This window comes from Caballeronia sp. LZ035, from assembly GCF_031451175.1.
In the GTDB taxonomy this organism is placed as follows: domain Bacteria; phylum Pseudomonadota; class Gammaproteobacteria; order Burkholderiales; family Burkholderiaceae; genus Caballeronia.
The window spans coordinates 288548-303308 of record NZ_JARUXS010000001.1; the positions used below are offsets into that span (position 1 = coordinate 288548).

The 14761-nt window shown below is 56.5% G+C and carries 12 protein-coding genes; 11 read left to right on the plus strand and 1 reads right to left on the minus strand.

What is annotated here, in order from left to right; genetic code table 11:
* The first annotated feature begins 306 nt into the window (after positions 1–306).
* The 8 genes from QCE88_RS01390 (at position 307) to QCE88_RS01430 (ending at position 8189) form a co-directional block, all read left to right on the plus strand.
* A complete protein-coding gene (locus tag QCE88_RS01390; RefSeq protein WP_309898541.1) occupies positions 307–510 on the plus strand; it encodes an AlpA family phage regulatory protein in 204 nt (67 codons plus the stop codon).
* Positions 511–1593: 1083 nt separating this feature from the next.
* Entirely contained in the window at positions 1594–1881 is a 288-nt protein-coding gene (locus tag QCE88_RS01400) for a hypothetical protein (RefSeq protein WP_309898544.1), read from the plus strand.
* Positions 1874–2107, plus strand: a complete 234-nt coding sequence (locus tag QCE88_RS01405; protein ID WP_309898545.1) for a hypothetical protein — start codon at positions 1874–1876, stop codon at positions 2105–2107. The genes QCE88_RS01400 and QCE88_RS01405 overlap by 8 nt, the downstream gene beginning before the upstream one ends.
* Positions 2108–2109: 2 nt before the next feature.
* Complete coding sequence (locus QCE88_RS01410; protein ID WP_309898547.1) at positions 2110–2334, plus strand: transcriptional coactivator p15/PC4 family protein; 225 nt, start codon at positions 2110–2112, stop codon at positions 2332–2334.
* Positions 2331–2777 (plus strand): hypothetical protein, encoded by a 447-nt coding sequence (locus QCE88_RS01415; protein ID WP_309898549.1) that lies wholly within the window; start codon positions 2331–2333, stop codon positions 2775–2777. Before QCE88_RS01410 ends, QCE88_RS01415 begins: the two co-directional genes overlap by 4 nt.
* Positions 2774–5494: a DUF927 domain-containing protein gene (locus QCE88_RS01420; protein ID WP_309898551.1), complete on the plus strand. Its 2721-nt coding sequence runs from the start codon at positions 2774–2776 to the stop codon at positions 5492–5494. Before QCE88_RS01415 ends, QCE88_RS01420 begins: the two co-directional genes overlap by 4 nt.
* Before the next feature lie 1301 nt (positions 5495–6795).
* The gene (locus QCE88_RS01425) at positions 6796–6933 is read left to right on the plus strand and encodes a hypothetical protein (protein WP_309898553.1); all 138 of its coding nucleotides are present in this window, start codon (positions 6796–6798) and stop codon (positions 6931–6933) included.
* Between the two features lie 587 nt (positions 6934–7520).
* Positions 7521–8189 (plus strand): LuxR C-terminal-related transcriptional regulator, encoded by a 669-nt coding sequence (locus QCE88_RS01430; protein WP_309898555.1) that lies wholly within the window; start codon positions 7521–7523, stop codon positions 8187–8189.
* Between the two features lie 232 nt (positions 8190–8421).
* On the opposite strand, the gene QCE88_RS01435 is transcribed toward QCE88_RS01430, so the two are convergent.
* Positions 8422–8601: a hypothetical protein gene (locus QCE88_RS01435; RefSeq protein WP_309898556.1), complete on the minus strand. Its 180-nt coding sequence runs from the start codon at positions 8599–8601 to the stop codon at positions 8422–8424.
* Positions 8602–9726: 1125 nt separating this feature from the next.
* Between QCE88_RS01435 and QCE88_RS01440 the strand changes: the two genes are divergently transcribed.
* The 3 genes from QCE88_RS01440 (at position 9727) to QCE88_RS01450 (ending at position 14760) form a co-directional block, all read left to right on the plus strand.
* Complete coding sequence (locus QCE88_RS01440; protein ID WP_309898558.1) at positions 9727–11922, plus strand: YadA-like family protein; 2196 nt, start codon at positions 9727–9729, stop codon at positions 11920–11922.
* Positions 11923–12127: 205 nt separating this feature from the next.
* Positions 12128–13030 (plus strand): DUF535 family protein, encoded by a 903-nt coding sequence (locus QCE88_RS01445; RefSeq protein ID WP_309903310.1) that lies wholly within the window; start codon positions 12128–12130, stop codon positions 13028–13030.
* Positions 13031–13587: 557 nt separating this feature from the next.
* A complete protein-coding gene (locus tag QCE88_RS01450) occupies positions 13588–14760 on the plus strand; it encodes an efflux RND transporter periplasmic adaptor subunit (protein WP_309898560.1) in 1173 nt (390 codons plus the stop codon).
* Position 14761: the final 1 nt, after the last annotated feature.

Sequence of the window (14761 nt, forward strand, 5' to 3'; positions counted from 1 at the left end):
CGCGAAGTGACGAGGTGCTCCTCCGGTGCCGACCCCAGAAGCTCTAAACGGATGCGGCTCTGACGCAGCAATTCGTTCTGTTGGCCCTCCGCCGTTCCTTCCTTTGCACGCATTTTTGAGCGTGCAACTGAATCAATAGGTCGATGTGGCGTGCAGTTCGTGGCTGGCAGCCTTACGGCGTAAAGCGAAGCATCCGAATTCGGCTGCGCATCGCTTTCAAATGGGACAAGTCTGAATTTGGTAGCGCGAAGCTTCGGCTTGCGTGTCCGGATAGGCCGGGACCGCGCTTTATCTAAAGGTACCGCTATGAAATTTAAGACTTCTCAAGCAATCCTGCGTCGAAAGCATGTAGAAGAGTTGACAGGGCTTTCCCGCTCAACGATCTACGCCCGCATCAATCAGAAGACGTTCCCTGCGCCTATTGAACTCGGGCCGCGGTCTGTCGGATGGCGAATAGGCGACATCGAGGCTTTCCTCATTGCGCCCGCAAACTACCGGGCGGAGGACTGAACGTGCGCGAAAAGTTAAGTTCGATCAATCCATTGTTTCGATCGTGCCTGCAGCCGACCGCTGGAAGGCGCAGCTTGGAAGTGCACGAGGCAGCCGCCACGGATTTCTTGATGCGCAACAGCGCTTCAATCCTTATGCTCGGTGACAGTGATGTGAGCTCGTGGCTTATCGAGCAAGATCGGGCAACACGAAAAAAGACCGGCGCAATGGCCGGCCAAACTCACAACCCCAATGGCGATGCTAGTCGGGCAAACGCGCACGCGCTATTGGTCAAGTACGAAAATGCGTTGGGCTTTACACAGGGGGAGTGCAGCGCTCGTGCTCGAAGCGCAATTCTTGAAACATCGCAAACCATTCTTCAGCTAATCCGACGATCAGGAGCGGCTGTTACGGCAATTGATTCTTGCCCGATCGGCGAGAGTAAGGCAGATCATCGTTCTTCGCTGCCCATGGAGAGCAAATATCGCGGGTCGCCTGGCGTTGGGATTGGCAATCGCGCCGTTGTTCGGAGTTACAAAACAAAAAAAATGGCTGGCCGTAAGGCCAGCCGAAGGTCTTTCGGAGAGACGAGTTTGCATGTTACGTGCACCGCGCGATGCACACTATCAGTCGCGTACGAAATTGCATTTGGCTTGACGGACGCAGAAACGATCGTCTATCCTCGGAAGCGTGGGAGGAGACACCTCCCATTCGGGATTGGCGTCTCGACTAGCAAAAGGCGGACAACCGCCGACCGGCGGTATTTTTTCGTCCGCAGCCATGCGTTCGCCTTCTATGGCCGGGCCTTGGCGGGGGAGCGCTCGCGCTCGCCGGTTTCCTTTTGCGCCGGTACGCCAACCTCGTCATGTGCCTGGCCACCCCAATTGGCGTTGGGGGCCAGGTTCGTTGAACCTGCAAAAGGAGGCCACGCCATGTGCCCCGCTATCTCCGCTCGTCCTGAGCAAACACAATCCCCGCTTCAAATCCAAATCATCAACCGCGCTCTGCGCGACGCGGCGCTTGCGCCCAGCGCGAATGATGCGCTCGACTGCTGCGCCGAAGCACTTCTCCACCTTGCTGAAATCGCCCGTGCGGAGGTGACGCATGGCTAAGGACATCGACTTCAAAGAGCTTGCCTCGCTCGTTGCATCGGCGTCGATCGAATTCGCCTGCGCGTCTCAGTCGTTCAACGACATCTCGGCTGTATTCAACGCTCTGGCCGCGCTCGCTGAGAATCCCACGCTCGTGCAACAGCTCGCCGGTCTCGGTGCCCGCATGAGTGAGTCGAATGCAGCCGCCTACGAGGAGGAAGGCGCAACCTATCGAGAGCACAGCGTCGGACTCGCTGAATCGATCCGCCCGGTTGATGCTCAGGAGGTGAAGCATGCATGACATTTACGAATTCTCCGCCAGAGCCTGGCAGATTCACGATGTGCTTCAGACGCTCTTCTCGGCACTTCCTGAAGACCAGGAGGACAGTGCGGTGCCGGTTTTCGGTGTCGTGGGCCTGTTGACGAGTCTCTCGCGCGAACTCGCAAACGAGCTCTCCGAGATCAAGGTCGAAAAACCGATTTCGCACGAAAATCGAACTCAGTACTCCTCATTTGGAGGCGTCTGATCATGAACAGTCAAGAACAAGTTGTGATCGACATCCAGAAGAGCCCGACGCAGCGGATTCGCGTCTCTCATCGCTCATACAAAGGTCGCCGGTACGTCGATGTCCGGCTTCTGGTGGTGAACGCCGCAGGTGACTTCGTGCCGACGCAAAAAGGACTGATGGTGCGCCCTGAGCTACTGCCGCAGGTCATTCAGGGGCTGACGCTGGCCGCACAGGAGGTCGTATGAGTAGCAAGAAGAAGACTACAAAACCCCACGTCATCTTGCGCCGCGCCGCAGATATTTGGGAGGAGCGCCTTCGGAAGCAATCTACCGTCGGCGGCGCGGGCAATCGCGTGAACCAGAACTACGAGCTGGGCATTCCGATCGCCGAAGGCGAATACGCGAGCCCTACCGAATGCTTGCTGATGTGCGGCTTCCTCGTGTTCCATGCAAAGAAGGCCGATAACGATGTGCGCCAGTTCGCGCGCCGCGTGCTCGACGTGGTGTTTGCTGCGGCGGCCGAGAAGGGATTCCGCCGTGCCGATCTGCTTGAGACCATGATGTCCAAGCGTGAACCTTCGCCGCGCATGCGCGTTCTCGCGGGACAAGCGACGGCGGCGATCGGAGACAATCTGGCCTTCGCTCGCGTAATTGCACAGGCCGGTGTGATTGCGGGAGGTAAGCAATGAGCACCGTCTTCGACAATCACCAGCGGATCCTCGAAGCGCTTTCGTTCATCCCGCCGGACGTGGAGCGCGATGTGTGGTTTCGCATCGCTGCCTCTTTGAAGCATGAGCAAGGCGACGCGGGCTTTGAGACGTTCGACAATTGGAGTCAGGGCAGCCCGAACTACGTCGCAGCAGACGTCCGCGACACGTGGCGTTCGATCCGTCCTGATGGCGGCATCACGATCGCCACCTTGTTTGCGATCGCAAAGAGGTACGGCTACAACCCGCGCGCGAAGGCGGCAATCGTCGTTGATCCGGCGGAGGTTGAACGCCGCCGGACTGAGCGCGATGCCCGTGTAAAAAAGGAGGAACAAAAACGAGCGAAGGACCGCAAACACGCGGCGACGCTCGCGCTCGCGATTATCCAGAAGTCGAAACGGGCGGCAGATGACCATCCCTACCTGTTACGCAAGGGTGTTGCGGCGGTAGACGCCCTTCGTGAGCTTGATGTCGAAAAGCTCCAGATGCTGATTGGCTATCGTCCACAGTCCGGCGGCGCGCAGCTCGAAGGCCGGATCCTGATCGCGCCGGTGATGATCAACGGCGCCGTCACCACTGTCGAGATGATCGACGAGTCAGGCCGCAAGGCCGCCTTGGCGCGCGGCGAGAAGGCCGGCAGCTGTTGGTTCGTCTGCGCGGTGCCGCAAGACTGCACGCGCATCCTGATCGCCGAAGGTGTTGCCACCGCGCTGTCAGCTCATTCTTGCACCGGCCACGCCACGGTGGCCGCGCTCTCGGCAGGCAACCTCACGAAGGTTGCCCTGGCGATGCGGGCTGCCTGTCCTGACGCCGAAATCACTGTACTCGCCGACCTCGGGAACGGGCATCAGAAGGCGGTCGAGGCGGCGCGGTCCGTCTTGGGCAACGTCGTCACGCCTGAGTTCGGAGACAAGCGCGGTGATGATGCAACGGATTTCAACGACATGCACACACGCTTTGGCGCAGGCGCAGTTGCGGCACAGATTGAAAAGGCCAAGACGCCTGCCAGTGCGGATCAACCTGATAAGGGGTTCGTGCCGCGGGGCTTCTCCATAAGCAAGGACGGCGTGTTCTATACCGACGACGACGGAATGCCGCATTGGATCTGCTCGCCGCTACACGTCCGTGCGCTCGTGCGTGATCGTGCCTCCGAGAACTGGGGCCGCCTGCTGGAGTGGAAGGACGCCGACGATCACCCTCACGTCTGGGCAATGCCCATGGAGATGTTGCGCTCGGACGGTGCCGACATGCGCGGCGAGCTCGCGCGGTTGGGGCTGGACATCTCGCCGAGTTTCCGCGCACGCAACAAGCTGACCGAATACGTAACGACGGCCAAGCCGAAAGCACGCGGGCGGTGCGTTACGCGTACCGGCTGGCACAACGGCGCGTTTGCTTTTCCGGACCGGACAATCGGCGAGTCGGCCGAGCGCGTGATATTTCAATCGGAGGTTGTGATGCGCACCTATTCCCAGGCCGGTACGCTGGAAGAATGGAAGCGAGACGTTGCCGCTTATTGCTCAAGCAACTCTCGAATGCTTGTTGCGGTGTCGACGGCGTTCGCAGGGATGATGCTGGCGTATTCGGGGCAGGAGTCCGGCGGCCTGAACCTCGTTGGTGACTCGTCGACGGGCAAGACGACGGCGCTCCGTGCTGCCTGCAGCGTGTACGGAGGCCCGGACTACATGCAGCGATGGCGCGCGACGTCGAACGGCCTCGAAGGTCTCGCCGCACTTCATAATGATACGCTCCTGGTGCTCGACGAGCTGGCGCAGGTGGACCCGCGCGAAGCGGGCGAGATCGCTTACATGCTTGCAAACGGCACCGGCAAGGCACGCGCGGGGCGAACCGGCTCAGCGCGGGCGAGGCAGTCATGGCGGCTGCTGTTCCTTTCAGCTGGTGAGATCGGTCTCGCGCAACACATGCAGGCTGGAGGGAAGAAGGCCAAAGCGGGTCAGGAAGTGCGGCTGGTCGAGATTCCGGCCGATGCAGGTCAGGGCTTCGGGCTCTTCGAAACGCTGCACGGGCAAGCGGGCGGCGCGCAGCTCTCCGCGCGGATCACCGAGGGCTGCGCGCGCAGCTATGGTGTTGCGGCAATCGAGATGCTGGATGCAATAGCAAAGGAGCCGGATGTGATCGAACAGTATCTGCGTCAGGAGACGTCGAAATTCCTGGCCGCGCACCTTCCGGCTGACGCCAATGGCCAAGCGCACCGTGTCTGTCAACGGCTCGCGCTGATCGGATTAGCCGGCGAATATGCGACCGATCGCCAAATTACCGGATGGCACGCTGGTGAATCACTCGCAGCCGCAGCCAAGTGTTTTCGAGCATGGTTAGAAAATCGGGGCGGCGCCGGTAGTCACGAGCACGCAGCAATCCTGTCGAACGTTAAGGCATTTTTCGAGGCTCATGAAGAATCACGATTCACCGACTTGAATGACGTTGCTGAGAGACCAACCATTAATAGAGCCGGTTTTAGACGCGCAGTTGATGGTGTGGTCGAATATCTCGTCTTTCCTGAAGTGTTTAAACGGGAGATTTGCAATGAGCAGGATCCGAAATCCGCTGCGAAGGTATTAATCGAGCACGGCTGGATTAAACCGGCAACGAATGGATGGGCTCAACGCGCGGAACGCCTCCCGAACAAAGGGCCAACGCGAGTGTACGTCTTCACCTCGTCGCTTTGGAGAGGATCAGCCTAGCCATCTATCAGAAATCGCTGTTACAGCGGTTACGCTGTTACAGAATCGTGGAAAGCCTTACCAGTAAAGCCTCCCCACGTAACAGTCGAAGCGTAACAGCGACAGCGTGTAACAGCGCGTCTTGAGCGAAGTGCGATAGAAGACCCGCGAGCTTAGCCAATGCGCTGTTACAACGCTCCGCTGTTACGCCAACGCTGTTACGCGCTCAGCGCCGCCCAGTAAGGGCTCATGGAGTTCTGTAACAGCGTAACCGCTGTAACAGCGAGAATAAAGGTATTCCTTAGGGGATGTGAAGAGAGAAGGGAACGTGCTGACTAAAACGTGCGTCCCACCGGCTGAATCGCGCCACGCAGCGCGTGTTTAAGCACGTCAGCAGCGCGCTACGTCGACACATAGAATTTAGATTGCTCAAATCTGAGTTCAATAAAGTCAAGACTCGCTTCCGGATTGATGTCATATAGCTACGAAGGCAGTTTCTCAAGCGGATTAAGTTGACCCGTCCTGCAGATCACCGCTCCGTCCCGGTCGAGCGAATTACCACGATGACCTAACGATGGTCGATAGCGTCATCGCCGAAGTTTGGAAATAGCCTATCAATATTGAAAGGTACTGGTTAAGTGGGTTACACGGGGTACGCAGTTATGGAGCCTTCTACATTGAGGTTCGGCGTAACCCGGTCTGAGAAAAGCGTAGCCCATCGAAAATCAAACGGGTTACAGCTGAAGCAGTCGGAACCCATGATCGGGTTACAGGCTTTGTTCGTTTGTGAGCTTAAGCTTTGGCGACTAAGGACTACTTCCGCTGAACGGGTGTAACGTTCTACTTGTGTGTGTCGATCATTTGTCTATACGCATATTTGCGCCGGTCGCACGGCGTTTTGGAAACCTCGGAATTTCCGCCCGCCGTTGCGCGGGCTTTTTTCGCTTAAGCGATTCCTAAGTTGCCGTGTGCAAGCTGCCCAGTCGCGTCACACGCATGTCTGAACAACATACTTCAGTTATCATTTCGTCAAACATGGGACAGATCCGATACTGCTCGATATGCTGCAACTCCTTCTATTCTGATGGGGACGACGGGCCAGGCGGTGTCCGGCAAGCTAACAGCGTTCGTGCTTGCGATCAACTTTTGGAGCGGCTGAAAATGTTGGATGAGCTGTAAGCGCAGGACCTATCGAAATTGAATCTACTTGCTGGTGCGCAAGCTTTTTATTATTGGGGTGTTCTACCGACATGGTATGGCGAACCAGTTACCGCCTTATAACCACTCTAAAGAGAGGCTCGCTTAATTTCGATCGGTTGTCCATGGACCTGCCGCCGTCAATCCATGAGATGCGCAAGACGCAAACAGGCGTTTATGACGTGTTAATCGTGCTTGGCTTTGCAATGGTCGTCTTAGGAATGCCGGCGATCCTGCTGATCTTTTGGATGGTAGGGGTGTGACGGGATAGCATGCGAATCTGGCACCGTACCGGTGCGGAACAAGTCGTCGACGCTGAGCTACCAGCAAACTCACCGTCGTGCTCCGGCCAATATCCACTGCTTCCCTTTAGAATTTTCGATCTCGGCGTCCACATGACGGCGTGTCACTATTGGACAACGAGGTTTTGTAATCGGCGGATTGGCTGACCGCAAGATGCCCTCATACTAAACGGCTGATTGCCCGGATTTATGCCTCGAATCGTTCAGACTTCCCTCTTGATTTGCAAGTTGGGAATTGATGAACGGAATGGGCTCTAAAGCCTCGAGGAGTTCGAAGACTTCCGGACGAGAGAAACGTGACGCCGTTAAGTTCATTAATCGCCAAGCTTTCGACGTTGCCGAAACCTCGGCTAAATTTCCGCACAGGCAGGCACTCGGCGCAAGAGGTTGACAGCAGAGGCGCCGTTACTGCTACATGTAAAGAGTCCCTGTCCCGCTCATCATCACTAGGGCCCAACGCGGCCCGTCGGCAAACTTACCAATACGTATACGATTGTCTGACCGAACCTCCTTCGCTAATCTCGAAATTTCTGCATCGGGAGGGGTCTATGCCCATCAAGGTTCTATGTGCTGGCGGCTATCTCATTAGCGCACTCGGCACGGAGGCAGCAGTTCGGCAGTGCGCTGAGTTCGATATCGTCGCCACAACGCATTGTCCAGACGCGTTGGCGAAGCTCGCGTTTGACTGCGACGTCATCGTTGCGGACCTTCAAAGCGTCTCTTCCCGGCAGAACTCTCTCGGCGAGCCATTACTGACGCGTATGCGGGCGGGCCACATTGAAGTTGGCCTGGTTCTGCACTCTGGAATCAAGAACCCCGCTTATCTCGCTACGCTCTCAGCCATGAAGGCTGTTCACGCGGTGCTCGACGAGGAGGATGTCGGCAAGCATTTGGAGGCTGCGATCAATGCGGCGTTTCTCCGCCAGAAGTTCGTCTCGCCGACGCTCGCAGGGTATGCGGCGAAGCTGGCTCGACGTGGCCAGAGTTATCAGCCCCTTACCGCCTGTGAGATCGACGTCCTGAGAGCCACCTTGGCTGGCCAATCGCTCAAGGATATTGCGTTGGCACGCTACCGCTCGAAGCAGACTATCTGTACTCACAAGACGAACGCCATGCTTAAGCTGGGCGTGGGAACAACGGCGGAGCTGTTCCGACTGTTCTCTGAGGAGGACGTCTGCATTCTCCATGACAGAACCCTACAAGCCACGGTTGCTTGAACACACAAAAACTCGAAACCTGAAAGACGGAATCTGCAGCGCAGGAACTTTCCGCGTAGAGAGTTGTTTGCCGAGTTATGGCGCCGCTCTTACCCCCGCCGCGCTCCGGTTGTGTTCGCTTCCTGGACGCGCCGACGCCCGCCCCCTCCATTTTTGTCCGGGCGGCGACCGGGAAACAAATGCTTGTCCGATCCACATCGCGTCCGTATTGACCTGCAATGCTTCCATCTAGTCACGGGGTCCTTCCTGGCGCCTCGTCGAAGCAGCCCTGTGCCTGGACATTGCGTTTGTACGACGCGAGCGCCGCAGCCAGCAGGGAGTCGGGCCACTGGCCCACGCGTACAACGAGGATTTCGCGGTGCCGGACCTCGGCCCAGTGCTGATAGCGCCCGGCGAGTATGCGGCGAGCCATGGCACCCTCCTGGCGCTTTTTTCCTTGCAGGCGCAAAGAATTGGGCGACGAGTCAACCAGGAGGCCGCGAAAACAATTCTTCGCCACTCGTCAGCAACTGAAGACGTTTGGATCAAGTGATCAGGGCCTCAACATGCTGCTCTAGATCGGAGACATTTAACTCGTCCCAAATGGGACATACATCACTTCCGAAATCTGGCTGCTACCTCTGGCGCCGCTCGAGAACAGGCGTGTGAATTCGCTGCCATCCAGCGGACGAAGTCGACAAATAGCATAGTTCTCACCATCTAGCATTTCGTTATCGCCGAATCGCCGAATCGCCGACGCGCCGGCTTTGCAGCGAGCGCCAGTCTCTTTGGCCGCCGGAAAAGCGAACCGAGATGCGATCCAATGAGAGGCGTGATGGGATGAACCCCGTCGCCTCACTTAAGGCGTTGAGTTACGACGTCAATGCGCTTCATCTGATGGCGTAATGCATGAGCGACGGGCATGGACCTCGACTCACGTAAGACGCCTACTCACCTGACAACGCCGTCTGCGTCGGCCGCGAAAATACCTCGTCATAGCTCAACAAGTCAGTCCGGGTCGGCCATGCACCTAGTGACGCATATTCGTACACGTCCAATACCACATCGAAAATGAATTTTCTAGAATCGAACTTCGACGTTTAGGGATCGAATGGATGGCGAAGCTAACCCTCACCAGATTACTTGTTGCTTCGAGCTTCGGACTTTCGTGCACAGTGAGTGCAACCCCGTCTTACACGAAGGTGCGCGCGAGCTATCTCATGCTTTTGCACGAAATGCTCTTTGCATGCCGTACCAGTGAGGTCAGATGGATTGATGGCGCCCGTCTCTTCGTAGACCGGAAGAGCTGGGTATTGGAGCCGGGCAAGCCTGCAGCTCGGCTGGGCCGCTCATTGGAAGAAAGTCGGAAGTTGGGAAAAAGGAGGTCACCTGACACTGCCTCCCGTCGAGCAAGCGCTCAGTTTTTCAAGCGAGGTAAGACTCGGTAAGGCTGATATTTGTGTTCACAGAAGCGTCGTGCCGATGATAAAGACTGCAAATCAGTCAAAGCGCATTAGCCTCAATTTACCAATTGATTCAATACAAAAAAAGGCGATTGATGATCAGAAAAATTAATAACCTGGTAGTGTCTGCGATCGTTGGGGTGTCGAGTTCGACAAGTGCAGCAACTATACAACACGGGGCGCCGTCTTCAAGAGAAGTTGTGGTGCAGGATGATGGGTTGATCACTACAGCGTCTGCAGCCGCTGCAAACTCGGAAGGAAGGTCGTCCTTCCATGGCGGTTCTGGACTGATGCGCGGGCTCCAAAGAAGGATATTGTCTTCGGATGAGGTGGAGGCGATTGGCAAAGCACACTCGATCCACGATGTCAAAGTGAACAGTCCTGATAGGACGCAATACGGTATCGTGGTGGACCACGACGCTGAGACAATCGCTATCGGAGGACATGCTCAAGCGGGGTTCTACGGCGTTGCCATTGGCAATGGTGCGCAATCCCTAGGGTATGCCTCTTTGGCGATCTCTGACGGATCTCGAGCGCTGGGGCTTGGCTCGATAGCTATCGGCGTTGCCGCGCAGACAAAAGCTGGTGCGAGTGGATCGGTGGCCATCGGACAAGGGTCCTTTACAGGAGAGGCGGAGGATGTAGCGATAGGGTCGCGTGCGTCGGCGACAGGGCACGCCAGACCTTCAGAGCCCACGACCCCAACTAAAAAAGTCAGCGCAGCCCTTGCGTTTGGAGCACATGCAATTGCTCAAGGAGACGGCGCCATAGCTTTTGGAGCAAACTCCAAGGCAAGCCTAAGTAATGCAACAGCTCTCGGCGCTGGAGCAGACGCGATAGACAATGGTACCGCTCTCGGCGCTGGATCAGACGCGATAGCCAATGGTACCGCTCTCGGCGCTGGAGCATACGCAGGAGCTAAAAGCTCTAGTGCTGTTGGAAAATCAGCAAAAGCGATCGAATATCGGGCGGTTGCTTTGGGCGCAGATTCATTTGCTGACCGACCCAATACTGTTTCTGTTGGCAGAGTCGGCTCCGAGCGTCAAGTTGTCAACGTGGCGGCAGGCTCGAGAGCAACCGATGCTGTAAACGTTCGGCAGCTAGAGGATCTAGGAGCGAGTTTCAACAAGTCCGGGGGCGCTACAAACGCTTTCGTTGCATACAATGACAATCAAAATAATTTGATCAAGTTGCGAGGCGCCGCAGGATCACGATTGACGAATTTGTCAGCAGGTGCCGTCGAAGCCAACAGCTCTGACGCGGTCAACGGTGCCCAACTTTTTCAGACGAACAAGAACGTGCTCGACGTTAAGACAACAGTCGATACTCTTGCGAAAGGCGGAGCTGGGAAGTTTTTCAGTGCGAATTCAGCACGCTCACCAGCGCAAGCAATGGGCTTAGATGCACTGGCGATGGGAGCCGAGGCCAGCGCGGCGGGAACAAGCGCAATCGCTGTAGGTATTCACGCGCGCGCAGTGTCCGATAACTCAGTTGCACTGGGAAGCAATTCCGTGGCGGACCGACGCAATACGGTTTCGGTTGGCAGTCGAAGCGTGAGGCGGCAGATCACTAATGTGGCGGACGGGACCGAGGATACCGATGCGGTAAATGTGTCGCAACTTCGAGAAGCGGGGCTTATCGATAAGAAAGGACGCACTCTAGACGCTATCGTCTACGATCCCGGAACGAACCGATCCTCCGTCACACTTGGAGGGGTTGGTGCCGCTTCTGCTGTCGCTTTGACAAATGTTGCAGCCGGTCGAATCGGTGCCGACAGTACCGAAGCGGTGAATGGTAGCCAGCTCTTCGCCTTGTCGTCGCGGGTGGAAAAACTCGAGACGCCAGCACCTCACCCGGCGCCTGTGCCTGATGACCGTCATCCGGTACCGATTGTCGCTCTGGACGGAGGCAATAAGGTCGTGGCTCATGTCGCGGCTGGAGTCGCCGATAGCGATGCAGTCAACCTAGGGCAGCTCAATGCTGCGATGAAGGCGGGTCTCGAAAACGCTAACGCACATACCGACACGGCAGTTGCCCGTGTTCGCCTGGATATGGAGCACGACCGGAAAGATGCTTCGGCTGGCTCGGCTTCCGCAATTGCGATCGCAAACTTACCGCAGGCATATCCAGGCGAGAGCATGCTTTCAGTGGCGGGTGGGACGTTCGATGGTCAATCCTCGGTCGCTCTGGGCGTATCGACTGCCACAAGGAAATGGAGTGTGAAGGTCTCCCTCACTGCGAATACACGTGGTACCTACGGCGGCGGTGCGGGCGCGGGTTACCGCTTCTAAGGGATGTAAGGGCGATTTGCGTTCGCAGGATAATCGGGCGTCCGATCGGCTTCAACCGGAAAGCCGAATCAGGTACGTCCGCCTGGAAAACCGTGTAGCGCAACTGCGGCGATGGATTGAGTATCGCAATCGAAGTTGGCGCAAAACCAATATAAATCGGAACACCATGAAGAAAACAAGGGTGGCTTCCCTTGGGGCGTTGCTTATGGATAGCGCTCGGTGTGCCTATCCGGGAAATACGTGTTTCGAGCGTCGCCGAAGAATCCGGTTTTTCATACGGTCGACGCTAACCCTTGGAACAACGACTCGATGGTTGGATGCGTGCTCGGGGTCGAAATATCCCGCGCTCGCAGCACAAGCCCCGCTACTTCTTGAACGCGTTCATCGCCCGTTTCTACATAAAGCACTTCTCCCTGGTGACATCCTGCGTGTGAGCTTAGAACATCAGGAGTTCGTGCATGACCTTTTACCCGCTATCGCCAAGAAGTTAGAGCGGGGTGAAAGCGCCATGGTCGCGTCATTCTCCGCTGGAGCCGAACAGTGGAAGGTGGTGCTTGAAGTGTTGAGTCAGTTTCGCAAGGAAGGCGACTGGACGCTCTGTATCAGGGACGCGAACGGCCTTCGCCTTGTTTCCTGTTCCTTTTCGATAGCGTCTTTGCGAGGAAAAATTCCACGACCGAGAGTGTTAATCGGCTGTGTTCAGGGGCCTGACAGAAACACGAAAGGCCGAGAACTATTTCGATCGCTGACGCGGAAATGGCACGGCTTACGGCCTAAGCACCTAGTGGTCTATCTCATGCAGATGATCGCTCGTGAGATCGCTGCTCACAACGTACTGATCGTATCGAACGCAGCGCATATTTATTCGAGTTGGCGTTATTCGACCTCGAGAACTCGCGTAGCAGCGGACTATGAGACGTTGGCAGTAGAGTGCGGTGCCTCCAAGAGTTGGCGGGGTTGGCTGCTGCTAGGAGCGGCGAAAGAATCGAATGTTGATCCATGCAATCAGGAGCCAATGACGCGCAGCAGCAGACGGAAAATACTCATCGAGCAACTCAGCATGCAGGTTTGTCGATTCGTCTATTCTGGACGTGGCAACTTTGAGTGATTCGACATCCGTCGCGACTCGGGAAGAACGGCAATCGACGTAGCGATTGGTCGTCAGCTGCCTCGTAGCTTTTCGTACTCATCCAATTCCACACGGAGATTGAGAAGGTTAGAGTATTTATTGGCCTCGGTTGAAGAAAGGATCCAGCTTTTGAAGCACTTGAGAAGCACTTGAGAAGCACGGGGGTAGGGGCGGCCGTTTGTGCAATGGAGCGGTCTTCTTCAGTCTGCTGTCGTTTCTCTCGGATGATCATCAAGTACCGCGACGCACGGACTTCCTGCCAAGCTCAGCGGCAGTCGCAGCTAGTTCGCCGCAATTTTGCCCTTGGGAGGGTTCGCATTGATGGGTAATCCTCCCGGGGCAGCATCCGATCGATTCGGTCGCTCCTCCGCCACTTGCCGCAGGTTTGCGCTCCTGTCGCCGGGAACAGTTAATCTTGAACTTAGTTGAAGGGTTGTACAGGCAACGCCTCTCTGTGAGATGGCGCACGATTGCGAATTTTAACTTATGCGCTTAGCACACTTTGAGGAGGGTTGTCGCGTTTGCTTAGGAGCACCGTGCTAACAAAACGTCCGATACTGGTCGTCTATGCTGTGGTAATAACAGCAATTATTGTCGCGGCGCTGTTGCACCGCGCCGATGAAAAACTAAATCGTCGCACTGCCCGCGTTGAAAAACAGGATGTCGAAGACGTCGTCTTAGCAGAAGGAACACTGGAAGGTAGAACGCAGGTCGACGTCGGATCGCAGGCCTCCGGCCAAGTCAAATCGTTGAAGGTCCGCGTCGGGGACAAGGTAACAAAAGGGCAGTTGCTCGCAGAGATCGACTCTACTGTTGCTGAAAACGAACTGAAGGAAGATCAAGCGCAGGAAGACCTGCTCGTTGCTGACAGGGCGGCCGCGAGTGCGAGACTATTCGAAGCGGAGACGGCGCTGCGACGCAATCGCATAATGCTCGCTGAGGACGCGACCTCACGCCAGGAACTCGTTAGAGCCGAGACGGAATATCGGAGCCGAAGGGCGCAGCTTAAAAGCGTAGAAGCGAACATTCGTAGTGCCCACATGAAAGTAGAGACCGCGAAGGCACATCTCGATTTTACGAAAATTGTTGCTCCAAACGACGGAGAGGTAGTGGCGATCGTTTCACGAGAGGGGCAGACGGTAAATGCGCAGCAAGAGACGCCAGTCATATTGAAGCTAGCAGATCTCGACACAATGACGGTGAGCGCGGAGGTGTCAGAAGCAGACGTGCACCGGGTACATCTTGGACAGACTGCCTGTTTCACAACCCTAGGTGAGCCGGAACAGCGTTACTGCGGAAAGCTGCGCTCGATAGAGCCGGCGCCGCGTGGGTATCTTGAATCCAATCGACAACGTGGCACGGGCGGTGGAGATTCGAGGCATCACGCCATATTCTATAACGCACTCTTTGACGTTCCTAATCCGAAGCATAAGCTTCGCATCGCAATGACCGCCGAGGTTAGCATCGCGATCAGTGGCGCCAAAGAGGCTTTAACGATTCCGTCGGAAGCGGTCAGAGTCAAAGCCCCTGACGGCAGCTACGAAGTGCATATCGTCGATGATCGCGGCAAGACCGTGCGTCGCAGCGTGAGAATCGGAATCAATAACGGCGTCAAGGCGCAAGTGCTGGGCGGGCTGAAAGATGGGGAGACGATTGTCTTGGATGGCGGATCTGCATCCGATGGGCTCGCAAAATCGGAAGCGTCGTAAT